Here is a 24,040-nt window from a genome sequence, read left to right on the forward strand (position 1 = left end):
ATACTATACATGAAACAATTAACATTAGTCATGAAGAAAACCGATCTGTACACCTGGAAATTGAAACCGGTGAGGTAGAAATTGATACTGTAAGCAAAGAAAACGGTTATTCCTGTGTTTTCCGTGCATCTGGGACGAAAAATTCAAATAAAAAAAAGGTCTTAGCGAGTAGCTAAGACCAGTTCAGAGACCAGTACAGATTATCAACTCCCTATTAAAGCAGCTAATTTTTCATCGATCTTTTTTTCGTCGTCACTGTACACCAAAATTTTTCCTTCTTTATCCAACAGGACGTAAAACGGAATATAATGTACCTGATATAAACTTCCTACCCTTGCAGGCATCATCTTTTTCGGAAATTCATCGATTACCTGCAACCATGGCATCTGCTCCACATCCATTGCCTTGATCCAGTCGTTCCATTTACTATCGTCAGATACACTTAGGATTTCAAAACCTTTGCCGTGGTATTTTTCATAAACCTGTTTCCAGTGCGGAATGGCTTCGCGGCAGGGTTTGCACCAGCTGGCCCAAAAATCGATCATTACATATTTTCCGCGCAGGCTTGAAAGCGATAGTTTACTGCTATCCCTTTTCACCAAAGTAAAATCAGAGGCTAAATTACCGGGTAAAAGCGCTTCCCTGTCTTTTAGTTGTTTTGCAAGTGCCAAATAATACCTGCTTGCTTTAGCATCTCCTTTAAACTCATTCAACACCGTATTCAATTCGGTAACGGGCATGGATGAATTAAACCTGTAGTAATTACTAAATGCATACACTGCTGATACTGCCGACGGATTCTGGGTTATAAACTGCCGGATCAGCTTAAACTGAACAGCGCTATATTCTTCGGATATTTTAGCACTGACCGCTTTTAACTCCTCCTTCTTTTCGGCACTTTTTTCAGCAGTATATTGTTTACTTATAACCACTCTTTTCGCTTTGAGTGCTGCAAGCGAAGGATCATTTTCGATTGCGTTAAACTGATCCTGGCTTTTAGATCCTTTAATGGTTACTTTTTTTAAATAGGCTCCTTTTCCCTGTCCGTACCTGGTATAATCGTAATGTTCAGCTCCTGTTGTATCGATACTAATATTGATATTACTGTTCTCCATAAACAGATTGGCAGACCAGTTGCCGGGTTTAATATTCAGCCCCAGCATTTCAGCGCTTTTGAGCTTACCCTTAAATACAAAGGTTCCGTTTGTAATAACGGCACTATCGATATTGGCAGAGGTCCTGTCTTCCTCATTATAGCTGGAAAGATAAATTTTTCCATTTTTTATGCCTTTGATGATACCATTTAATACATATCCGGCAGGTGCCTGATTTTGTGCAGAAACCCATAATCCTGAAACACTTAGTAACAGTGATACACTTATTTTTTTAAACATCGTATTCATTTTCGTAAAGTGCTTATTTAAAAATGCTGGCTAATTTTTTGTCCATTTCTTCATCACTATCGCCACCGCCACCGAAACGGCCAACGATCATCCCGTTTTTATCAATCAGTATTTTGGTTGGAAGCGAATGAATACCATAACCCTCACTTATATCCTCCGACCTGTCGAAACCTGTTGGTGTACGTTTTAATCCACGGAGTACGTGTTTCCATACTCCGATCTTATCCTGTTCAACAGCCCTTTTCCATGCTGCCAGTGCGCTATCATCATCAGCAACTCCCACAATCTCCAACCCCTTATCTTTATATTTGCTGTAAAGCGAAAGTAAATGCGGGTTACCTTTGCGGCAGGGTACACACCAGCTTGCCCAAAAATCAATCAGTACGTACTTTTTACCTTTAAAATCAGCCAGGTTTAAGTCCTGCCCGTTAATGTCTTTTTTGGCAAAAATCATTGCAGCACTGCCGGGTGACCCCGACTGAAGGTTCTGCACCTCTTTTAACATCTTTTTACCATAACTGCTGGCCTTAACCGAAGGCGAAAAAGCTTTATAATATTTCTGGGCTTCGGCCAGTTTTAAACCCGATATTTTGTAACTGAGCATGTAGGCAGCATAATAAGAATCGGGATTGCGACTGATAAAATCAAGATCGATCTTGTCGCGTTTCGCATTAAAGGGTTCGAGCTGATCCCTGATTTCGGCAGCTTTCTCCCTTAGCAAATCCTGTTCGGCATCGGGGCGGTTTTCTTTTTTCGCCTGTACATAGGCTTCGCTGGCTTTTTGGAGCTGTGTTAAAATGGGCTTGATTTCTTCTGCTATAGGTGCTTTCTTTTGCTCCAGCAGTGTATATTCATCATGAGGTTTTGAACCGCTTAGTTTTAATGTTTTAAATTGTCCTTCAGTAAGCACCAATTTTAAATCTCCCGGTGCTAAAAATAAAGTTCCAAAGTTAGGATCATCCATTGATGGTTTTTTCACATCGCCCGAAATATAAGCCATCACCGGCTCGGTGATTGTACCCTTAAATTCAAATTTACCCGCAGTTACCGTTGTACTATCCTGTATAAACCGGCCATCGGGCTGCGTATACCTTAATTTTAATATTCCGCTTTCCCTGCCGTTTATCCGGCCTTTCAGGGTAAATGTTTGCTGCGCCTGCACGCTTAATACGGCAGCTATTGCGCCCATAAATAAAATAAACTTTTTCATACTGGTAGGTTATTGTTGGTTTTGGATAATGTTTGGGTTTTCTGTTAGAACAAGTTGCGAAATCCGCATTACTACTTTTGCATCGGTCGCGTTAACTGTTATCGGAGGCGAATTAAATGAACTGTAAGTCCGAACCATCGGCAGGCCGTTTCTAAAATAATCGTAACTATTATGTCCCTCGAATGCCAGTTCAAGCCGTCTTTCCAGTAAAATAGCATCAAATAACGTTTGACCTGATAAACCAACCAATGGTGTTAATCCGGCACGGGTATGGATCACATTTAAATCGGCAAGGGCACCATCTGCATCCCCGCTTTTTAACCTTGCCTCTGCCCTGTTGAGGTAAACTTCTGCCAACCTTAAATGATTAAAGGGGGCATAAGAATAGTATACACCATTAACTCCGTTAAAAAACCGGTAACTGTATTTAGCGGTACTTAATACATCGGTAGTGTTGCCAGGGTAAAGATCGGTGAAGTAAAACCCCTTCCGCAGGTCGTTTGTGGCCAGTTTGCCCAACAGATCGGGTGATGGTTTAATCTGCCCGGTGGTATAAAGGTTTACATAAGTTCCCTGGGGCTGCATCAGTAAGATGGGTAACGTTGTGGTATTGGCCTCATGGTTAATGGCCCAAATGGTTTCGGTATTTAACTGATTGCTTGCGCTGTAATAATTGGAATAAGCACTGCCCTGCAATAAACGGTATCCTCCGTTTACAATTACAGAATCGGCAGCCTGGGCCGATAACCTTGCATAATTGGCATTGGGCTGATTGAAAGTGCCGCTCATGTACAGGTAAACCCTCGAAAGCAATGCAAAAGCAGCATATTTAGAGGCAAAACTGTTTACCCCTTTTGATTTAAAGGTAAGGATTGATTGATTTAAATCGGCAATTACCTGATCGTAAGAAGCCTGTACTGTTGCCCGTGCAGGGGGTGTTGCACCGAGATCGAGCGGTGAGGTAATAATCGGAATGCCAAGGTTGGTGGCCGGACTCTGGTAATACGGACGCCCGTAAACACGAAGCAGATTAAAGTTGATAAAGGCCCTTAAAAACAGATTCTCGGCCTTAGCCTGCAGTATCACATTGTTGGTTTCGTTGGCCTGCACATTCTTTAGTACCACATTTACACCCAAAAGTGCTTTGTACGAGGCAAACCAGAATGCATCCGACAAACCAAAATCTTTGGATTCGGAATTATTGTATTTAAAGGCATCTGTATTCTGCAAATCGATGGCACTGCTGGTAGAAGTTACATCAATAACCTTTACATTGTTGCCCCTGTATTCGCTGATGTTGAACCAGGGGGTTTCGTAAGTACTGTAAAGGGAGGTATAATTGCCAATGGTTGCTTTAGTATAACCATTGGGCGATCCAAACTGCTGATTTTCGAAGTTTACATTATGTGGCGTAAGGCTATCCAACTGCTTTTTGCAGGCAGATAAGGTAATGATCACCAACAATGCCCCTATGTATCCGACATTAAATATTGTTCTTTTCATTGTATTATGCTTTAGTTAATATGGAACCAAGAATTAAAATCCGGCGGTTAAGCCCACCAAAAAGCGCCTTGGCATGCCACTGGCTATGCCCGTACCGCTGTAAGCATTAGAGGTTCCACCAATGGTTGCTCCTTCAGGATCAGATGCGAATAAATCTTTCGATTTGATTACAAACACATTATCCATACTGGTATAAATATTAAGGGAAGTGAGGTGAAACTTCTTTAACAGACCGGCCGGTACATCGTAACCAAAACGGACATTGCGCAAACGGGCGTAACTTGCATCTACATATAAAAGCGACGAATTGATATTGATGGCCCCGCGCTGGCTAAAAGCCAGGTCGTAAAAGTTCGGATAATTGGCATTGGTATCGCCCGGCCCCTGCCAAAAACGGATGGCATCATTAGGCTGAGGGATATTAAAACCTGCCTGCCAGGCTGTTGGATCAACGAAACTCCTTACTGCATTATTCATGATTTTGTTTCCATAAGAGAAATTAAACAGGAGGCTCAAACTGAAATTCCTGTAGCGGAAATTATTCGTCCAGCCACCAAAAAACTTAGGTGTGGCTGAACCGATTTCCTGGAAACCACGCAAACGGTCGGCTTTTACAAGCGCAATACTATCTACAATCTGGATCTGTCCGTTTGCCAGTACCCTTTCAAATTGCGGCCTTCCGTTATCCGGGTTTACACCAACGTATTTGATAGCTTTAAGCGAATTGATATCATCACCTATATAACGGTAGTAAGATCCTGTAAAACCATCAACCAGCGAATCACCTTTGATGGAAACCAGTTTGTTTTTGTTGAAACTGATATTGAAATTCATCGTCCAGCTAAAATCTTTCGAGCGGATATTCTCGGTGTTCAATTGCAGATCAATACCCCTGTTCCTGATTTCACCCACATTACGGTACTGCGAACTAAAGCCTACATAACTTGGCAAAGGCACATTCTGCAACAGGTTTTTACTGTCTTTATTGTAAACATCAATGCTTAGGTTAACCCGGTTAAACAAACCGATATCCAAGCCCAGATTGGTGGTATAGGTGGTTTCCCAGGTAATGTTATCATTACCCAAACGGTTAATGGTAGAACCTGAAGTAGTGGTGGTATTATAGAATACCGCATCGCTGTAAGTGGTAAAATTAAGGTAATCAGCACCTGCTTCCCTTCCCGATGTACCGTAAGAAGCCCTTAATTTCAGGTTATGTACCGCTTTGGCGCTTTTCATAAACTCTTCACCACTGATCAGCCAGCCCCCGCTTACTGCATAAAAGGTGCCGTTACGGTTGTTGAGCCCAAAATTGGTCGAGGCATCACGCCTGATCGAAGCGGAAGCAAAATACCTCGATTTATAACTATCATTTACCTCACTAAAAACAGAAAAGGAAGCCTTATCAACAGGCGCAGTAGACGATGGTATGGCCGGTGTTCCGGTAAGTTTATTGATCCAGGTACCATAAGTTAAAAATGCACCTAAATTACGTTCGCCCGGATATGGAGTATTATAGGCCGATACCGAAACATTTTCGGAATGGGTACGCGAATACTCCTGACCAACAATTGCAGATAGCTGGTGATCGCCAAAGGTTTTATTGAAATTGGCCAGGTTTGAAGTTAAGAAATAGGTGCTCTTGGTATCGTTAAGTGATATTGCACCGTTAACAAAAATGCGGTTAGAGGCTGCTCCATCGTATCTTCCCCTGTATGTACGTGGATCTTTATAACTGTTTACGCTATTGTTGTTATAATTAATGGAGTTTGACGACTGCAAGGATAACCATGGGGTAACGGCATATTTCAGGATACCAGTACCCAATAAATTCAAACGGCTTGTTTTTACTGTGTTATACGAATGGGAGTACAATGGATTATCGTAATACTGTGTAGTACGCGCACCTGTAGCCCTGTAAACATAGTTGGGAATAGAATCGGCCAGTGTGCCGTTTGCATAATTAGGCGAAACCCATGGTTGAAACAGATAGTACTGGTTTTCGCTGTTGGTTGCCGTATAGTTATCCAATATGGCATTGGTATTTAAACTAAAAGTAAGTTTTTCCGTAATCTTCTGATCTATATTCACACGGATCGATTTACGGTTTACCCTATCATCCAGTAAAGTACCATCCTGTTTGTTCCAGTTAAGGGCCGTGTAAAATTTAGTTTTATCTGTTCCGCTTGAAATAGATAGGTTGATGTCGCTCTGATTGCCGTCAGTAAAAAAGGCATTATTGTCCCATTCGGTATTTACAGCCATATCGGCATCAGAAAAGATCCTCGTAGCATTAAAATACTGGTTAAAAGTTGGGTAGGTAGTGCGTAATGAGGCCGTACCGTTATACAGGGCCTGCATGTATTTGGTGATATGCGCAGTAGCTTCGGGTGTGTTCATAAACCTGATGGCACGGTTATTCTGCACTTTTCCGTAATTGGCGCTTAAGTTTATCCGCGTTTTGCCAACAGCCCCGCGTTTGGTTACCACCACCAATACGCCTTGTGCTGCCCTCGAGCCGTAAATTGCCGTAGAAGCAGCATCCCTTAAAATATTGATGCTTTCGATATCCTGCGGATCGATAATATCCTGGAGATTGGCTGCGTTGGTAATTACACCATCTATTACAATAAGCGGACCGTAATTGGTATTGGAAGCATCGTTAAAACTGCTTTGTCCACGCAGCACCACCTGGCCACGGTTGGCCACACTGCCGCCCTGTTCTACAATGTATAAGCCTGTTGCCACACCTTTTAACATGGCCAGTCCGTTTACGGTTGATACACCATTACGCAGCGTTTCACCGCTGATGCGCTGTACACTTCCGGTAAGCTCAGAGGCCTTTTTCTGGCTGTAACCCGTTACCACCACCTGTTCGAGATTGGAGATATCAGGCTGCATTACAACATTCATTTTGTTAACCGCGGGCAGTTCTTTGGTGGCATAGCCTACATAAGAGAAAACCAGTATGGCATCTGCATTTTCAACGCTAATGGTAAAAACACCTGTACTGTTTGTGTATACCGCTTTTCCTCCGTTTTTGGGTCTAACGCTTACATTGCTCATCGGCAATCCTTTTTCATCAACCACGTTGCCACTAATTTCTACAGCGCTGATCCGGTTGATCAGCCTATCCAAAAAATCAAGTTCTTTTTTCTTGATGACGATGGTTTTATCGCTAATGGTGTAAGTAAGGTCCTGCCCTTTAAAAATCTCTTCCAATGCCACATCCAGGGTAACATTTGATAATTTTAAACTGACATTTTTAGCTTTAGGCAAAATTTCATCACCATAAAGTACATCGTAACCGGAGAGCTGTTTTATTCTGTTAAGCGTTTCGATTAAAGAAACATTTTTTTGGGAGAGTGTTATATTCTGGCCAAATGTGCTGGCACTTACCTGCATACAAATGGCCAATATCAGAAAGGTGGTTACTTTCATAGCCATAAAAATTTTAGGGCGCAGCCGGTTAAACTGCACACCTAGGTTAAAAGTAGATTTATTCATACTTTTGTAAGGTTTGGGTTAGGTTCAAGATTGATATTCAGTCGGTCTCTTCGGGATTGTTTCCCGATCAGAATGGTACCCAAACATCTGCGCAGGGGTGCGCTAACACCTCTGCGCTTTATGGTACCTTCTTACGCGCGGGATCAGCGCATTTGATGTAGATTTTTCTTCATTTGTTTGGTTTAGTCTAGTTTGTGGATGATTTAATTAATTTGATCTATTTTAAGTTTTTGATACGGTTATATTCCTTCCTTTTATTGTAAATTTCAACAGTCCTGTTTTTTCCAGTTTATCAAGCAGCATGCTAATGTCGGCAAAGCGCGAAACGGAGCCGCTAACCTTCACATGTTTAACATCATCCTGGTAAGTAACCGTTACATTATACCACCTGGATACTTCGCGCATCACCGTTTCAATATCTTCGCTATGGAAACTGAATTTGTTATCTTTCCAGTATATGGCTTCTTCAGCGTTTACCTTTTCTACCGAAATCGTGCCTTTGCTTAAAATGGCCTGCTCGCCCGGAACAAGTATTTTATGATGATCAACACCTTGATTTCCGAGCGAAAAAACTTTTACACTTCCCTCCAGTAATGTGGTTTTGGTAGCGGGTTCATCACTATAGCTGTTAATGTTAAAATGTGTACCCAATACTTCTACCATCTGTTGGCCTGTTAATACTTCGAAAGGATGCTGCCTGTTTTTGGCCACTTCGAAATAAGCTTCGCCCTCCAATTTAATTTTCCTCCTGGCGGTGTGGTTCAGGCCAGTAGAATAAGTAATGGAAGAACCTGCATTAAGATGTACCAACGATCCGTCGGGCAGCACTACACTATACTGTTGCCCTTTTGCCGTTGATAAAGTATTATAAACACCTGTATCAGCGGTATTTTCAGTAATTCTATACATCAGCTTTCCGTCAGCTGTTCTGCTAATACTAACCCCATGCTCACTTATTGCCGAATGATCGGAGGTACCTGTGAGCACAATTTTCTTACCGTTTGATAAGGTAAGTGTTGCTGTTTGCACACCGGGTTTAATGTTACTGCTGGCTAAAGAATCTACACTATGCTGTTGTAGGCGCATTTTGTAAAAGAACAATCCACCCAATACGATAAGCAATGCAGCAGCTGCAGCCCAATACCCGAAACGCATCCGGTAAACTTTGGTTTCTTTTGTAACCTGTGTTTCGGCCGCTATTACCTTCCACATCTCGGTTTCTGCATTTTCGAACTCTTCATCTCCCAATTCTAAGTTTTCTTCAGCATTTAGCTGATGAAACCAGTTTTGTAATATTAGTATTTCCTCGCCCGAGCATTGCCCTGCTTTATATTTTTCCAATAGGTTTTTGGCGTTATTCATCGGTGGTCAATTTAAGCGCTAATTATAACCATGACAGTTTACAGAAGTGATACAGTGACAAGCGTTTAGCTTTTTTTAAGAAAAAAAACCGAACAGCATTCAATCACTTGTATTTCAGACGATTAAATTTTAACAAGAAAATAGAAAATGATTAATAAAAGAATCCAATGAGCACAAACAAGGGGCCTAATCTGTTTCTCATGGTTTTTAACGCCCTTTTCATCTGGGTATTTACTGTATCTTCGGATATATTCATTTCGGCAGCAATTTCTTTGTAGGTTTTGTGCTGCCTGCGGCTTAACAGAAAAACCTTACGCATTTTGGGTGGAAGCGCGTTGATTTCTTTTTCGATTAATGCGGCAATGTCTTTCTCCCTCACCAGGTAATCAGTGCCTGATGTTTCGGTATCCAGAAAATCGTTTAATGAATCGATATATTTTTGTTCGATCTGCTGATGCGCGAAGATATTGAGGGCCCTATTGCGAACAGATTGATATAGATATCCGGCCAGAGCGGTATCGAATGAGAGTTGCTGATGGCGTTTCCATAACTGGATGAAAACTTCCTGCACCACATCTTTAGCTTCTTCCCTATTACGAAGCTTTTTATAGGCGTATTGATATAAAAGACTGTTATAACGGGTATAAATTTCGATATAGGCCTGGCGGTCTCCTTCTTTTAGAAGTGAGCAAAGTGCCTGATCACTATAATCCGTGTATATATCCATATTTCTCTTTCAAATTTATGCCTTAGAAACTACGAATACAATAAAAATTAGTGAAACCCTGAAAAAAACATGACATAAACCGCAAAAAACAACTTTTATTGCTAGGATCCTTTACCAACAGCGAAAGGAATGGCCAAAACAACAAAAATAACGAACTAATTAGTTATGTTAGACCAAAAGATATTCATTAAAACCGCCAGGCTATTGCTTATGAAAAGGAATGGACCGTTTGACAAGTAATTCTATTAAGCAGGAGTTGCCCATGGGGAAACATAAAACGGGACATCAGTTTTTAAGTTGAAGCCCCGTTTTTACATTAGCATACCTCACCAACTATTTTAATGGCACCAGGTATGATTTTATTTTCGTTACCGCATCATCAGGATCACCCTGTGAGGCAAATATTTCGGTTGGTCCCATTCCTTTACCATAATAACGTAAATTGGCAGCTGTATCGATATCAAGCGAAGCACCGTTAACAGATACTCCGGCAAAAATTCCCTTGCTACGTGAGTAAGAATATACCTCAGCATCTAATTTATAGTCGGTATTGGCGGTAGAATTCCGGCCAACCGGGCCTGCAGCGATAGAAAGGTCGCCACCCAGGGTGAAACTACTTTTTTTAATGTTGGTAATGCTGCTGCTGTGTTTAAAAACCAGCACAAGTTCTACCGATTGTACGCCAATCTGCAGTCCGAAACTTCCGCCGGTAATCGTCACAAATATAGGGTTGCTCCAGCTGCCATCTTCTCTTTTTACCATGGCAATGCCCCTGCCGCGTTTACCGCCTACTACAAAACCTGCATTAAGCAATTTTGGCACAATAATAATCCCCTCGGTCACTTTAAGGAGCGAAGAAGGAATAGACTCTTTCATTTTGCCGAAGTCAGAAAGTACAACGCCTGATTCCTCAATCCTTTTTTTCTCTTTGTCTTGGGCGCTAACCAGCGATGGAACCAATAAGCCAACTGTGCAGGCCACTAACACAATAAGTTTGGTTAATTTACTAAAATTCATATTTGAGATTAAAATTAAATGGTTGTCTGTAATTTTTACCGACAGGTGTTCCTATTACGGAGCTACAAGCAAATCTATATACCGGTAAGCGGCTTTAGAAAGAAATTAGTTACAAATTACTTTATGATGAAAAACCCTTATCAATAAAAAATCAAACATGCTGACTAAAAATCAGATTGATAATAAAAAACAGACAAAAATGTATAATTTCAGGACAATACTGCAGTTTTTTGAAACAAGCCTGAGGTACATTGTTCAATAATATTGTATAACTACAAGACATTTTCCTGACTTTTTTGGTAGAAATGTCAGGATAAAGAAATATTGATAGCTGATTTATTTTCTGGCCTTTGCTTGGTTTGATTTTTGAATATCCAGGTTTAAAACCTATTATCATGAAAAAGTTTCTACCATATTTATTTGCCAGCGCTATATCAGTTATAGCCATGCTGTCGTCGTTTACCCTTGCAGATCCGGAATTAGGAATCTCTACAGCGCTGTTAAGCTGGATGGCCTGCCTTTGGATCATTTCGGATAACAGAAGAAAAAACCGTGGATGCCTTTCTTAAACCAATTCTGGCATAAATCTTAGCGTTTCAGATTTTTGCAATTATTTAACTTATATCTTCGTTAAATGCTACCCCGCAATAAGGAACTATAATCAGTTACCTTTATTATCGCTTTTCCATAATTTACCCAGTACCATATTAAGCAGGCTATCCTGCTCACGGCTCTCTATACTTCTTTTCATTTCCTCCAGGGCATCATCCGAAATCTGCCAGCCTAATGGTAGCACAGGCCACGAACGGTCGATTTTAACTTCAGTTGGAGAGAATGGACGGTAATTCCATCCCTGTTGCCTTGCCACGGCTGCATTTGTACTATCGGCGGCATTGCCATTTCCTCCAATGGTATTCAGCAATCCCTGTACCGGGCCAAGCAGTTCGTAAAGGTTTTTGGCCGGTTTAGGCGCATCGATTGATTTTACGGAATTGGATAGGGAAAGCAAGTTAATGGATAGCTTAAGATTGCTATAGGCCTTTTCTTTACATACACGCTCAAAAACCCTGATGATCTGCAACGAAGTTTGTCCTCCCGAATTTTCTATCGTTCCTCCATCCATAAAATGATGCTCCTGATCAAATTTTCCGGTTGGCGAAACATAAGGAAATCTTGCACTTAAAAATGCTGCTGCACTCAGTGGAATATCTTTTCCCTTCAGCAGATCCTGTATAAAAATAACCGCAGGGAAATCATCCTTATTGAGCAGTACCGGAGCAGTAATCCCTTTATGTGCCGTATTGATATCAAAGGTATTGGAGAAAAGCAAAGGAATATCCGTTTTTTGGGAAGGGTACAAACGGGAAAGCGGGATATCGTAATCAATTTGATAATTCTTGTTAAGAGAATAACCGAGGATTTTTTCCTGCAGCCGCGCACGGTCATCATAAAAATCGGTTCCGAGTACCGACATGGGAATATCCCTGCCAAAAATGCCTACGATATTACCGGTTAAGTAATCTTTACGGAATACCTCTTTTACACAATTAGGGTTAAGCATTTGAACTGCAAGTTCCGGTTTGTTCTGAAAGGCACAAAGCAACGAAAAACCTACCGTGCCACCGGATGCACCGGAGTACGAAAATACATGATGCGTAAATTGCGCCCCTGAATGCAGCTCTGCTGAATTTATTTTTTGGTTTAGTCTACTGATGACCATAGTTGCCCAGGCTGCCGCCCTTATGCCTCCGCCGTAGGAGTTCACAAAATAAACAGGATAGCCCATACTATCCGGGTTGTTTTTTGCAAATTGCTCGATTTCATCCCTGCGGCTATCCAGCCAGCAACGCACATATTCGTTGAGTGAATCCCTGGGTGCAGATTCACTGGCAGAAACCTCCACTTCATGAAAGCTACTAATCCATTTGGCCGAACCTATTGCAGCGCATACCAGCAAGATGGTAATTAACTGGATCCGCCACCTGTTGCTCAACGCGAGCAGAAAGGAAAACAGCAACGCATAACCAATCAATGCCCAGATTACAATATTAAGCGTAAAAAAGCGGTTCAGGGCAGTTAATGGGATAATGATAAAATCGAGGTTAAAAAGGATAAAAAAGAGTGCGGCAATCAATCCGGCTATAACCGATAGCCTGGCCATGTTAAAATTGTACCGCTTTTCCAGTTTATCTCTAAGGGTAACAGTAATGAGGAAACCAGATCCCAGCAGGAAAAGGTCCATACAAAGGAACGATAACTTTCCAAAACCGTTGATGAGCTGAATAAAGTAAAAAGCTCCGCAAAGCGATATCATCATCAGAATACTTATCCAATACCTGGCGATCAGAAATTCTCCATTCCTGATATAGAAACGCTCAATTTTTCTTCTCCGGATTATCCAGACACTTAGCCAGATGGATACCAAAAGCAAAAGCATTGCAGGAATATCATCCAGAAAATAAGGGATATGATAAAGCTGCATGGTTTTGAGCATCGCCAGGGCCGGAATAAAAAAGGTTAAAATACCCAGCAAACGTGCGTAATCGAGCGGTGTTTTTTCTTCATCTTTATCGAAAGAAGTTCCCTTTTGTACCACCAGGTTAACTTTTTCGGGCGCTTTGATGTAAAGTTTGGGCAAATACCAGTTCATCGCCGCCAGGATACATACCGAAGTAAGCAATAAAATGGTTCCGGGGGTTGAAGTATTGATTGTTACCATCAAATCCTGCCCCTGATCAGACAGATTGACCAAGGCAAAAAAGATTAACTGAAGGATCACCACGATCCTGAACTGCCAGGTAATGACCAACAAATTCATAAACCCGGTTGAAAGCCCGGAAAGCCAATAACTTAAGCGCTTTAACAGGTTGATCCGGAAGGCAAAATATAAAAAAACAAGAATAAGCAGCAGGAATTTTGCCTTTGCCATACTGCTCGCGAGAAATGCCTCACCCGGCAGCCCCTGATTAAAGCGTTCGATGCTTTTAAGGAGATAGTGATTTTCGAGCACATCAAAAATTGCCGCGATAACCAGTGCAGTAATCAGATAAACAAACTCCCTTTTACTGAGAAAATACCGGAGCGCTTTTTCCTGTGATACAGCATGATGATCTTTATTTTCGGGATTGGAATCGGCCATTTTTGTAGCCCTGTACAACGGTCTGTCTTTAACATACCGGTTAAAAAGCATAATGCCGGCTGCTACATAAAAAAAGATGAAAAAGAAATCAGACTGGATTTGTCTTTTGGCCATCTCAGGTCCGCATATATTCTCACCTTTTACAATGTCTGCTCCATAATCCCTTTCAAATGCATAGTTATTCTGTCTGTCCCACTCGGTCAGGATGGTTTTCTGCAAACTATCCGTAGAAGCCAGCTGAAAAGAAGTCATTCCCCAGTGTGCATGGTCGGAAAAAAGGAGGAAACTGTTTTTCATGGTCATGCTTCCTGTAACCAGGAGCCCTGCAAGGAGCAGATAAGTTAGAAAAAACCTGATTTTGCTGATCATAATGTCTGGTTTTATATAAGATCTGATAAAAGATAACCCTTTAGCCTATCATTCGTCCATTTTCCAACTATCCATTATCAATAACTTAAATTTACAATAATCAATGCTTAATTAAATACTTAAAAACTGGTAATCTTTGTACCACAGGAGTAGTGATTATATACAACAGTCGTCATCTCGACTGGAACGCAGTGGAATGGAGAGATCTATCTCGAGATAGATTTCTCGACTGCGCTTCACTCCGCTCGAAATGACGGTTAGCGGTGAACCATAGGGATCTTTCGACTCCGCTCAGGATTGACAGTACAAGGGGAGCTTCGCTGCCTTGACAAACTACAATAAAAAGAGTCGTCATTGCGAGGCACGAAGCAATCTTAATGCGCATGCAAGATAGTGATTGGCATAAAAAAAGGTGCCTAACTTCAGTCAGACACCTTTTTTGTTTTTTATGCTAAATTATTGACTTCAAAACCGCGGTAACTTAACATTTCGGCATTATGGGAAACGGTAAGGTTAAGTTCTAGCCTTGCGATGAGGTCTTTCGCCATTACAACAGCGCGGTGTATATCGCTTACTCCCCTGATCTCAATTCCTTTGGCCATCAGTTTAAATTTGTTGGGCTCGAATTTGTCGATAAACTTCTGAAGGTCTTCGCTGATAATGGTTTGTGTTTTTTCCATGTAGAATTTAATCTTGCTAATTAATTGCAAAACAACACATCCTATTTTATCATAGCGGTAAGTTTATGTTATCAAATTAAACAATTGTTATTAAAAACAATGGGTTTTAAAACCACATATGCACACACCTGCCCATCTGTTCAGGCGGGGATAAACACAGATTTTGTTTTCTAATATGTGTGTTTTCTATCTCCGGCTAAATTTATAATGTATAAACAAACCCTATTTCTGCTCAATTTCCTTTAAGCTATTCATTTTCTTATATGCAAGGAACCCTTTAATATCTTCAAAATGTTCACGTACACGTTTATTACCGAATTCGAATACTTTGTTCACCAATCCATCCAGGAAATCACGGTCGTGCGATACCAGGATCAAAGTACCATCAAAATCTTTCAGGGCATCTTTGATAATATCTTTGGTTTTCATGTCCAGGTGATTGGTAGGCTCATCGAGGATCAGCACATTTACGGGTTCAAGCAGTAGTTTGATCATCGCCAAACGGGTTTTCTCCCCGCCCGAAAGTACCTTCACTTTTTTGGTGGTGTCGTCGCCACTAAACATAAAAGCTCCCAAAAGATCTTTTATTTTGATAGAACCATCGCTTAGCGGAATCTGGTCAATGGTTTCGAATACGGTGAGGTTCTCATCCAGCAATGCAGCCTGATTTTGGGCAAAGTAGCCAATTTTGGCGTTATGCCCTACCTTCAAACTTCCTTCGATATCAATTTCGCCCATTATGGCTTTAATCATGGTTGATTTACCTTCGCCATTTTTACCTACAAAAGCTACTTTTTCACCACGTTCGATCACCATTGAAGCTTTTTCGAACACCACATGGTCGCCATAAGCTTTGGTAAGTTCTTCTACCATTACCGGATACTGTCCTGAGCGTGGCGATGGCGGAAATTTTAAGCGCAATGCAGAAGTATCAACTTCATCAATCTCGATTACTTCAAGTTTTTCGAGCATTTTTACACGCGATTGTACCTGCAGGGTCTTAGAATAGGTTCCTCTGAAACGATCGATAAATTCCTGGTTATCGGCAATAAAACGCTGCTGCTCTTCGTATGCTTTTAACTGGTGGATACGCCTGTCGGCACGCAATTGTAAATAGTGACTGTATTTGGCTTTATAATCGTATATCCTGCCCATGGTAACTTCGATAGTGCGGTTGGTGATGTTATCTACAAAGGCACGATCGTGCGAAATTACCATTACGGCTTTTGCCGAATTAATCAAAAAATCTTCCAGCCACTGGATACTTTCGATATCCATGTGGTTGGTAGGCTCATCTAGCAGGATAAGATCGGGTTTCTTCAATAAAATTTTCGCCAGCTCGATACGCATGCGCCAGCCACCCGAAAACTCGGAAGTTTGGCGGGTAAAATCTTTACGTTCAAAACCCAGTCCTTTAAGCACTTTCTCTACCTCGGCATCGTAATTCGTTTCTTCAATGGAATAAAATTTCTCGCTCAGTTCCGATACTTTTTCGATCAGCTTCATGTAGTCGTCGCTTTCGTAATCGGTACGGATGGTAAGCTGTTCGTTTAACTCATCAAGTTCTTTCTGCATCTGGTTTACCTCTGCAAAAGCCTTCATGGTTTCTTCAAAAACAGTAACCTGATCCTGCGTAAGCAAATGCTGTGGTAAATAGGCAATTACCGCTTCTTTCGGTCCGGTTACATTACCGGTAGTAGGCTTGGCAACATCGGCAATAATTTTTAAAATGGTAGATTTACCTGCACCATTTTTACCCATCAGGGCTATTTTATCGTTTTCGTTTATCGAAAAGGTTACGTCGCTAAACAGGGTGGTTCCGCCAAATGAAACGGAAATATTATTTACATTAATCACGAATATGGAATATTAAATCAGCGGCAAAGATAAAAGAAAGAGATTAGATTATCAGGACAGAAATATTGCATTTAACCATACCTGGCTACAATAGTGATGAGTGCTTCTATCGCCTGATCGCGTTGTTCGAATTCCTGAAATAAAAAGGCAAAAGAACTTTTAACGGTTTCGATATGTATTTCGGGAAAATCTTTGCTCATGATTCTGTCTTCATGATCGTACTGAACAAGATCTTTGGGTTTTATGGCAATAATGCTCTCGATTTTGATAAAAGTATTTTGTATACGGACGAAGTTTCCGTGCTGGGCTACGGGCATAATCTACTTTAGTTAGTTTGACCGTACAATATCTTAAAGGAAAGTGTTTAATTAAAACGTAAAACGAAACTGAACAGAAATGAACTCATTTTTGTGTTGACAATTATCATTTTTTAGCTTTTTCCAGATAATTTTGCGGCATTTACGCTGTATTTATCGGCTTTATCAGCAAAAACATGATTTTATTGCTTTTTAAAGAAACTTTAACACCAGTTTTTCCCATTCTTCTTCAAGAGTGAATTTGGGCATTTGCACACCTGCTTTATTATACCAATAGCCTGCATTCCAGATATCACTCTCTTTGCGATGGAGGTAAGCATGAACTTCAGCAGAATCGCGGTCATTTAAATGATCTACCTGTTGATGGGCTTTATTCCAATCGCCTTTTCCATCATACCAAAGTGCTTTTAACTGAACGGAAAAACTGGTGTCGGGTTTTTCGGCGTTAAGGGAATCTTTAAACGCGGTGATATTATCCATAGTGATGCGAAATTAAACGATTGGGATGGGTATAGCAAGTAGAAAAAGCTTAGCTGAATGGCTTAGATAACATTACAGTTGCAGCTTAAAATAGATTAGAAAAGGTTTTATCTTCTTTTTGACCACCTCAACCACCTTAAAACACCTGAGAAACTTTTAGCGTAAGTATTTGGGGCATGCAACTTATATGCCACTTATATTCCTTAAATGGTAAATTATAAGTGGTATCTATTAAAATTACAAACGTAAAAACATGAGTTTTTTTTAACCATATAAGACATTTAAGGGCATATAAGACCCAAATACGAAGATTTTCGCCGAGAAGAGGGTTTGTTTTGAAACACTGGAAGTGCCTAAGATTAGCTAAACAAATTTCTTTTCATATTCTTCTATATAATCTTTTTGACCACCTAAGCCACCTTAGAATACCTTAGAAATTTTTAGCGTAAGTATTTGGGGCATACAACTTATATTCCTTAAATGGAAAATTATTATTGGTATTCTATTAAAATTACAAACGTAAAAACTTGAGGTTTCTTGAACCATATGAGACATTTAAGGGCATATAAGACCCAAATACGAAGATTTGCGCCGAGAAGAGGATTTGTTTTGAAACACTGGAAGTGCTTAAGCTTAGCTAAACAAATTTCTTTTCATATTCTTCTATATAATCTTTTTGACCACCTTAGAACACCTTAGAAATTTTAAGCGTAAGTATTTGGGGCATGTCACTTATATTCCTTAAATGGTAAATTATAAGTGATATTTATTAAAGTTACAAATGTAAAACAGGAGGTTTTTTGAACCGTATAAGACATTTAAGGGCATATCAGCTCTAAACTTAAGACTTAAACCAAGGAGATTATCTTTTTTTCTCCGACTCATCCAAATTGTCCAAATTTAAGACCTCCTTTACTTGGCCAATCTCTGATGAAGGGAACTTCCCTGTAATGATGATACTTTTATTTTCTATGGCTGTTATACTATTGGATTTTATCGACTTGAACCGGGAAAGGATTATATCAGGAAAGTTTATTCCGGGTAAATTCTACTATGGTTTAAAATCACTATCGCTTATATCTTCATTGATTTTTAGCTCAACAACACTAAGGGTTTGGGATGAATCTTTATCGCCCATTTTGATTTCTGATGCAAAGGTTAAGCCTGATACTTTTTTATAACTAATATATAATGTGGTAGCGAAGCTGTTTTTTTCTGCATTTTCAACCTTATCAGACCGCTCCAATAATTTACTTTCTTTACCAAAATACAAGAGTTCTACCAAACCATTGTTACGGGTTGCTTTAATTTTATAACAATCTTTAGCACCCACTTTTTCATCATTCAACAGCTCAAGCTTGAACAATTCTGGTGTGATCCAATCTAGTTCGTTAAAAATATTTTTCCGGTCAAATTTATCTTTAAATTCTGCCAGGTCGGCTTTTTTTACCTCACCCTTAACCGTTTCAAAAGCATTTTTGCCATCAAACCAATTTTGAAAAACAACCCTTCCCTGATATACAATTTTAAAACTGCCTTTATTTGGTAACATTTCTTTTGTGACATAATTCACCTCCCTGCCCTGCGTTTCCGTTTTAAAATCAGTGTACAAAGTTTTAATGCTTCGCAGAAAACTTTCACCACCCATTGCTTCTATACTGTTTTTAACTATTGCAATTGCAGCTGGCTTTGTGTTTTCCTGTGCATGTAAATTAACACTACTAAGCGCAAGTAGTAGTACAGCAAATATTGTTTTTGAAAAGTTCATAATTTTTAGTGTTTGATCATTTTAAAATTTAATTCTAAACCAAAATCTATTGGTTTTGGTCAACTTTAACCTCCTGCCCTTGCAGATCTGTTTGGTGACCGTTAAGATCTATCATTTTACCGGTTTTAACATCGTAGCCAAATTCGTCATAACTTTCATTGCCCTCACCTTTGGGGTTATCGCCATATTCATTCGGGCCATAATCGCCTGAGGCAAATAACATAGCAAAACCATAAAAAGGAACTAACTGCCACCAACCTGATTTACCCAGATCGTGGCAACGTTTGGCGCCCTGTGAAATCATGAGGTAGGCTGGTAAAAGTATGACGATATTGATCCATGCACCAAAAGTTCCATTCTCCTCCAGTACTATTACAAAAAAATAAATAATTAAATAAGCGATTTGTGTTAGGGCATATTCGGTACGGCGGATCCTGCCGTAGAACGAAAAAGGGTCTTTAAACATTGGAGCGTTGTTGATTGGTTATTTGTTTAATTTGCGATGAAAATAATGATAATTTTTCATTTAGAACAGTTATTTACTTTGAAAGCTTCTCACCATAAGTGGCGCCAGATCAAAGTAAAAATGGCAAAACTGTCTGTTATTCTTTGGGATTTAAACTGTGGCTCTCCCTATAATGCCCGATAAACCACGCCAAAGCCGGGTTTTGGTTGGATTTTTTATAGGCCAGCACCACTTCTGTATTCACGGGAATATCATCAAGTTCAACAAAAGACACCTTTAATTGTGCATATTGCTTTTTTAAGGAAGATGGTAAAATAGATACGCCCAATCCGGCCTCAACCAGTTGCAATATAGAATGTACATTATTGGCCTCGTGGGTAATATCGGGTGTAAAACCCATTCTTTTACAGATTTCGACCAGTTTCTGGTTATAATGTGGGGCGAAATCCTTATTAAAAAAAATAAAAGGGCTGTTTTTTAAAAAATCGGCAAAAGCTTCTTTGTTCTCAAATTGCTGTCCGGTTAGCGGAATAACCACCACAAAAGGATCAAAAAACAACGATTCTACCATTAATTTTTCGGATAGTACAGGTGCCCGTAAAATACCTGCATCAAGCCTCCCTTCTTCCAGTTCTTTGATCTGTGTAAGTGTAGGTACCTCGAACAAACTGGTTTTCAGATAAGGGAATTCTATCTGCATGGATTTTAAAATTTCGGCCAGATGCGACTGGTATACGGAACTGATGTAACCAATCTTCAATTCGCCGCTCACACCGTTGTGTATTTTACTTACAATTTCCTTACTTTCTTCGAGCCTGGCAAACAGGGCATCAACTTCGGCCTTAAAGTATTTTCCTGCGTTGGTTAAGCTTACTTGTTTGTTACTCCGCAGAAATAACTGTACACCAAGTTCATCTTCCAGTTCTTTAATCTGCCTGCTTAAAGGTGGTTGAGAAATAAAAAGTTTGGCTGCCGCTTTTGTAAAGTGAAGCTCTTCTGCAACGGTTTTAAAATATAAAAGATGCCTTAGTTCCATAATTACAATACTTAATAGGTATCAATTTATGCAAAAAATGATATTTTACAAATATGACCAACAGCCTTAACTTTATCAAAAAAAAATAAAATATGGATACAGATTATTCGCATAAAGCAACGAATGAAGAAATTAAAACCAGGTTCGATAATGATGTAGAACGTTTCTCCAATCTGGAAAGCGGTCAGCAGACCACTATTGATGCGCCCTTAACGATGGAACTTTGTACCTGTGCGGCAAAATACGTTAATCCAAATGCCAAAGAATTGTTGGATATTGGTTGTGGTGCGGGCAATTATACGTTAAAAATGTTAAGCAAGATTCCAAATCTTAACTGCACGTTAAATGATTTAAGTTTACCAATGCTCGAACGTGCGAAAGAAAGGGTATCAGCACAAACTACCGGAAAAATAACGGTGATACAAGATGACATGCGCAACCTTAACCTGCCCGACAATCATTTCGATATAATACTTGCAGCAGCAACATTCCATCATTTACGCACAGATGCGGATTGGGAACTGGTTTTCACCAATGTTTATAAGGCTTTAAAACCAGGTGGCAGCATCTGGATTTCGGATCTAATCGCACATGATTCGCCTTTGATTGATCAGCTTTTTCAAAAACATTATGGCAAATACCTGGAAACCCTTGGCGGACCTGAATACAGGCAAAAGGTATTCGATTACATTGCCTACGAAGATACACCGCGTTCGTTAAACTATCAGCTTGCCTTGCTGCAAAAAGTAGGATTTAAGGTAACTGAGATTCTGCATAAAAACTCATATTTCGCCGCATTTGGAGGGATAAAATAGCGTTATCATGAGCGATCGTAATTGGTAACTAGGCTTCCCTCATACCGTCATTTCGAGCGTAGCGTAGCGCAGTCGAGAAATCTGTCTATGCAGATCTTTCCGTTCCGCTACCGATATAAAATGGTTACAGGTCGCGTTTCAGTCGAGGTGACGATCTTTTTTATGAGTATTTTTTCTTTAATCTTCTGACTGATGATGAACTAATCATGAAGAAAATTTAAACTAACGACAAACTATTGTTTTAATGTAACAAACCTGTTATATTCACATAACTATTTATTCATTCATACATCAACCAAACCAGTTATGAGAAAAGGTATTGTAACACATATAGATCCGGTTTTTAGAAAAGGCTTTATTGAAGATGATAACGGACAGGACATTTTTTTTGATCTGGATCTAATGCAGAGCGACATTAAGGTCGGAGATGCTGTAAAATTCCAGATCATCCTTGGGCCAAATGGCCTGGTTGCTTCAGATGTGCAGCTCATCCTCCAAAATGCAGAAATGAACTTTACTGCCGATTTAACAATAGCAAAATGTTAAATGCAAAAAACAGTAGCAAGCTTTGCTTACTACTGTTCTTAAATTAATTTTTATTTTTTAGATCAGTTAAGAAGCCGGGGATTAATATCCCTGGTTCTGCTTAATCGATTTGGTTACATCAAGCGTAGCCTGCGGAATCGGGAAGATTCTTCTGAAAGGTTGTGTAGTTGGTTTAGCGCTGAAAGGTAACTCAAATTTCCCAAAACGGATCATCTGCGGTCTCCTCAAAAGTTCCCAATAGGTTTCGAAAGCAATTTCCTTATAAAGTGTAGCTTCGTTTAGTGAGGTAATCGGCAAACCCGCTGTGCTGTTATAATAGGCCTCACGTTTTCTTGAAGTACGCAGCCTATTAATATCGGCCATGGCCTCAGCTATCATACCTTTACGGAAATAAGCCTCCGCACGCATGGTGTAAATTGCACCCAAACGTATCAACGGAATATCCACATTACTTGTACCGTTATCCAGCTCGGGGTCGAACTCGTATTTAAAACAACGTGCACCACGGTTGATCTCGTTCTGTGCAAATACGGCCTGCGTTGGGTTCGAGAAGTTCAGTTCAGGTGTAAAATCCATTTTTGTAGAGGTGCTTTTTTCCATCACCAGTTCCGACACCTTAATCCTGCCATCTGTGGTCATTTCAAAACCACCCTGAGGGGTTAGCTTAGGGCCGTACTGCTGGCCAACCATAATCCCCCTGTTGAAGTGGAACCATGGCAGGTTGCTGCTCTTCGGTACTATATCAGTTGCCGGTACACTACCCGGACCATCGTTTGTAAACCAGGTACCATCGGCATACTGGTATTTCTGCGAAAACCGAGGATCATCATGATTGCCATCCCAAGAGGCATAAAACTGCGGACTTATACAAGCCGCATTGGTACCCCTGTTGGCTGGTGAAGGCTTCTGGTTACGCTCTACGCATACATAGGCAAAGGAGTTTGAGCCATTACGCAGGTAATCAATTTTCTGTACCACCACAAAAATCAGCTCCTTACCTCCGGAATTTTTAATCGCAAAGTTGTCGAAATAATTACTTAATAAGTTGAACTTGCCTGAGTTGATCAATAATGAAGTATAACTGATTACCTTGTCCATGTCCGTTTCGGCTGAGTTCACCGATTTTTCATTGAAGTTGAAGGTGGCTGCATAACGGTCTTTAAAAACCGCACGGTTAAGGTACATGTTAGCCAGTAAGCCATAAGCGGCCTCTTTGGTAAACCTGCCATTGTGGGTCGATTGTTCGCCCAGTGGTGCAAGATCGGGAATCAATGCCTCTACCTGTACAATCAGCTCATCAATGCCCGCAGCACCCTGTTTCATCTCTAAAGGGGCTTTCTCATCCATCGGATCACGATAAGGTGCCTGACCGAAAAGGTCGAGCGTGGTATAGGTATAAAAAGCCAATAGTCCTTTTGCTTCGGCAAGGAAAAGAGTTTTCTGCGGGATGCTGCTATTGGTTACTTCTTTTATAGCCGTTAACGAACGGGTAATACCGTTGGTAAGCATGTTCCAGTTGTCGGTAACAATGGGGTTGTTAGGCGCCCAGGTAAACTCATGCATCGAACGCCATTTACCACCATCGCCCCAGTCGCTGCCCCGTGTGGCCAGTATTGCTTCATCTGTTGTATATTCCTGCAGCGAAAAAACCGCCCCGTGATCTACAAAAGTACCTTCACCCAAACGGCTGTAAGCAGCCGCCAGTGCACCGGCAGGATTGGAGGCACTGCTGCCGAGCACCTCATCAAGCACTTTCTCATCAAGTTTGGTACAGCCCGCAAAAATAAGGCCTGTAGCCAGCAGCATCATGATTTTTATCTTCGTCATGTGATATCTTT

The 24,040-nt window shown here is 40.5% G+C and carries 19 protein-coding genes; 3 read left to right on the plus strand and 16 right to left on the minus strand.

Annotation, left to right across the window (positions count from 1 at the left end; all coding sequences use genetic code 11):
- Positions 1-203: 203 nt before the first annotated feature.
- From DRW42_RS10000 to DRW42_RS10030, 7 genes are all read right to left on the minus strand, one after another.
- Entirely contained in the window at positions 204-1,394 is a 1,191-nt protein-coding gene (locus DRW42_RS10000; RefSeq protein WP_158544315.1) for a TlpA disulfide reductase family protein, read from the minus strand.
- 22 nt (positions 1,395-1,416) lie between these two features.
- Positions 1,417-2,613 carry a TlpA disulfide reductase family protein gene (locus DRW42_RS10005; RefSeq protein WP_244215237.1) on the minus strand — a complete coding sequence of 399 codons (1,197 nt, stop codon included), beginning with the start codon at positions 2,611-2,613 and terminating at the stop codon, positions 1,417-1,419.
- Positions 2,614-2,622: 9 nt separating this feature from the next.
- Positions 2,623-4,116, minus strand: coding sequence for a RagB/SusD family nutrient uptake outer membrane protein (locus tag DRW42_RS10010; protein ID WP_113948682.1), 1,494 nt, complete (start codon positions 4,114-4,116; stop codon positions 2,623-2,625).
- A gap of 33 nt (positions 4,117-4,149) precedes the next feature.
- Complete coding sequence (locus tag DRW42_RS10015) at positions 4,150-7,623, minus strand: SusC/RagA family TonB-linked outer membrane protein (protein WP_113948683.1); 3,474 nt, start codon at positions 7,621-7,623, stop codon at positions 4,150-4,152.
- 222 nt (positions 7,624-7,845) lie between these two features.
- Complete coding sequence (locus DRW42_RS10020) at positions 7,846-8,985, minus strand: FecR family protein (RefSeq protein WP_113948684.1); 1,140 nt, start codon at positions 8,983-8,985, stop codon at positions 7,846-7,848.
- A 151-nt stretch (positions 8,986-9,136) separates the two neighbouring features.
- Positions 9,137-9,712 carry an RNA polymerase sigma factor gene (locus DRW42_RS10025; RefSeq protein ID WP_113948685.1) on the minus strand — a complete coding sequence of 192 codons (576 nt, stop codon included), beginning with the start codon at positions 9,710-9,712 and terminating at the stop codon, positions 9,137-9,139.
- 333 nt (positions 9,713-10,045) lie between these two features.
- Complete coding sequence (locus tag DRW42_RS10030; RefSeq protein WP_113948686.1) at positions 10,046-10,729, minus strand: lipid-binding SYLF domain-containing protein; 684 nt, start codon at positions 10,727-10,729, stop codon at positions 10,046-10,048.
- A gap of 395 nt (positions 10,730-11,124) precedes the next feature.
- Between DRW42_RS10030 and DRW42_RS28740 the strand changes: the two genes are divergently transcribed.
- On the plus strand, positions 11,125-11,298 hold the full coding sequence (locus DRW42_RS28740) for a hypothetical protein (RefSeq protein ID WP_158544316.1): 174 nt from the start codon (positions 11,125-11,127) through the stop codon (positions 11,296-11,298).
- A gap of 92 nt (positions 11,299-11,390) precedes the next feature.
- Here DRW42_RS28740 and DRW42_RS10040 read toward each other — a convergent pair whose 3' ends face one another.
- From DRW42_RS10040 to DRW42_RS10075, 8 genes are all read right to left on the minus strand, one after another.
- The gene (locus DRW42_RS10040; protein WP_113948688.1) at positions 11,391-14,237 is read right to left on the minus strand and encodes a hypothetical protein; all 2,847 of its coding nucleotides are present in this window, start codon (positions 14,235-14,237) and stop codon (positions 11,391-11,393) included.
- Between the two features lie 446 nt (positions 14,238-14,683).
- Positions 14,684-14,917 carry a hypothetical protein gene (locus tag DRW42_RS10045; protein ID WP_113948689.1) on the minus strand — a complete coding sequence of 78 codons (234 nt, stop codon included), beginning with the start codon at positions 14,915-14,917 and terminating at the stop codon, positions 14,684-14,686.
- Between the two features lie 222 nt (positions 14,918-15,139).
- A complete protein-coding gene (locus DRW42_RS10050; protein ID WP_113948690.1) occupies positions 15,140-16,774 on the minus strand; it encodes an ABC-F family ATP-binding cassette domain-containing protein in 1,635 nt (544 codons plus the stop codon).
- A 71-nt stretch (positions 16,775-16,845) separates the two neighbouring features.
- Positions 16,846-17,091 (minus strand): hypothetical protein, encoded by a 246-nt coding sequence (locus DRW42_RS10055; protein WP_113948691.1) that lies wholly within the window; start codon positions 17,089-17,091, stop codon positions 16,846-16,848.
- 192 nt (positions 17,092-17,283) lie between these two features.
- Entirely contained in the window at positions 17,284-17,571 is a 288-nt protein-coding gene (locus DRW42_RS10060; protein ID WP_113948692.1) for a hypothetical protein, read from the minus strand.
- 1,051 nt (positions 17,572-18,622) lie between these two features.
- Entirely contained in the window at positions 18,623-19,339 is a 717-nt protein-coding gene (locus tag DRW42_RS10065) for a hypothetical protein (protein WP_113948693.1), read from the minus strand.
- A 46-nt stretch (positions 19,340-19,385) separates the two neighbouring features.
- Positions 19,386-19,805 carry a DUF805 domain-containing protein gene (locus DRW42_RS10070; protein WP_113948694.1) on the minus strand — a complete coding sequence of 140 codons (420 nt, stop codon included), beginning with the start codon at positions 19,803-19,805 and terminating at the stop codon, positions 19,386-19,388.
- Between the two features lie 136 nt (positions 19,806-19,941).
- Positions 19,942-20,841: a LysR family transcriptional regulator gene (locus DRW42_RS10075; protein WP_113948695.1), complete on the minus strand. Its 900-nt coding sequence runs from the start codon at positions 20,839-20,841 to the stop codon at positions 19,942-19,944.
- Positions 20,842-20,933: 92 nt separating this feature from the next.
- On the opposite strand from DRW42_RS10075, the gene DRW42_RS10080 reads away from it, so the two are divergent.
- Entirely contained in the window at positions 20,934-21,656 is a 723-nt protein-coding gene (locus DRW42_RS10080; protein ID WP_113948696.1) for a class I SAM-dependent methyltransferase, read from the plus strand.
- 306 nt (positions 21,657-21,962) lie between these two features.
- Positions 21,963-22,202: a cold shock domain-containing protein gene (locus tag DRW42_RS10085; protein ID WP_113948697.1), complete on the plus strand. Its 240-nt coding sequence runs from the start codon at positions 21,963-21,965 to the stop codon at positions 22,200-22,202.
- Between the two features lie 81 nt (positions 22,203-22,283).
- Here DRW42_RS10085 and DRW42_RS10090 read toward each other — a convergent pair whose 3' ends face one another.
- Positions 22,284-24,029, minus strand: coding sequence for a RagB/SusD family nutrient uptake outer membrane protein (locus DRW42_RS10090; protein ID WP_244215238.1), 1,746 nt, complete (start codon positions 24,027-24,029; stop codon positions 22,284-22,286).
- Positions 24,030-24,040 lie beyond the last annotated feature (11 nt).

Origin of the sequence: Pedobacter miscanthi (genome assembly GCF_003315595.1) — a bacterium.
In the GTDB taxonomy this organism is placed as follows: domain Bacteria; phylum Bacteroidota; class Bacteroidia; order Sphingobacteriales; family Sphingobacteriaceae; genus Pedobacter; species Pedobacter miscanthi.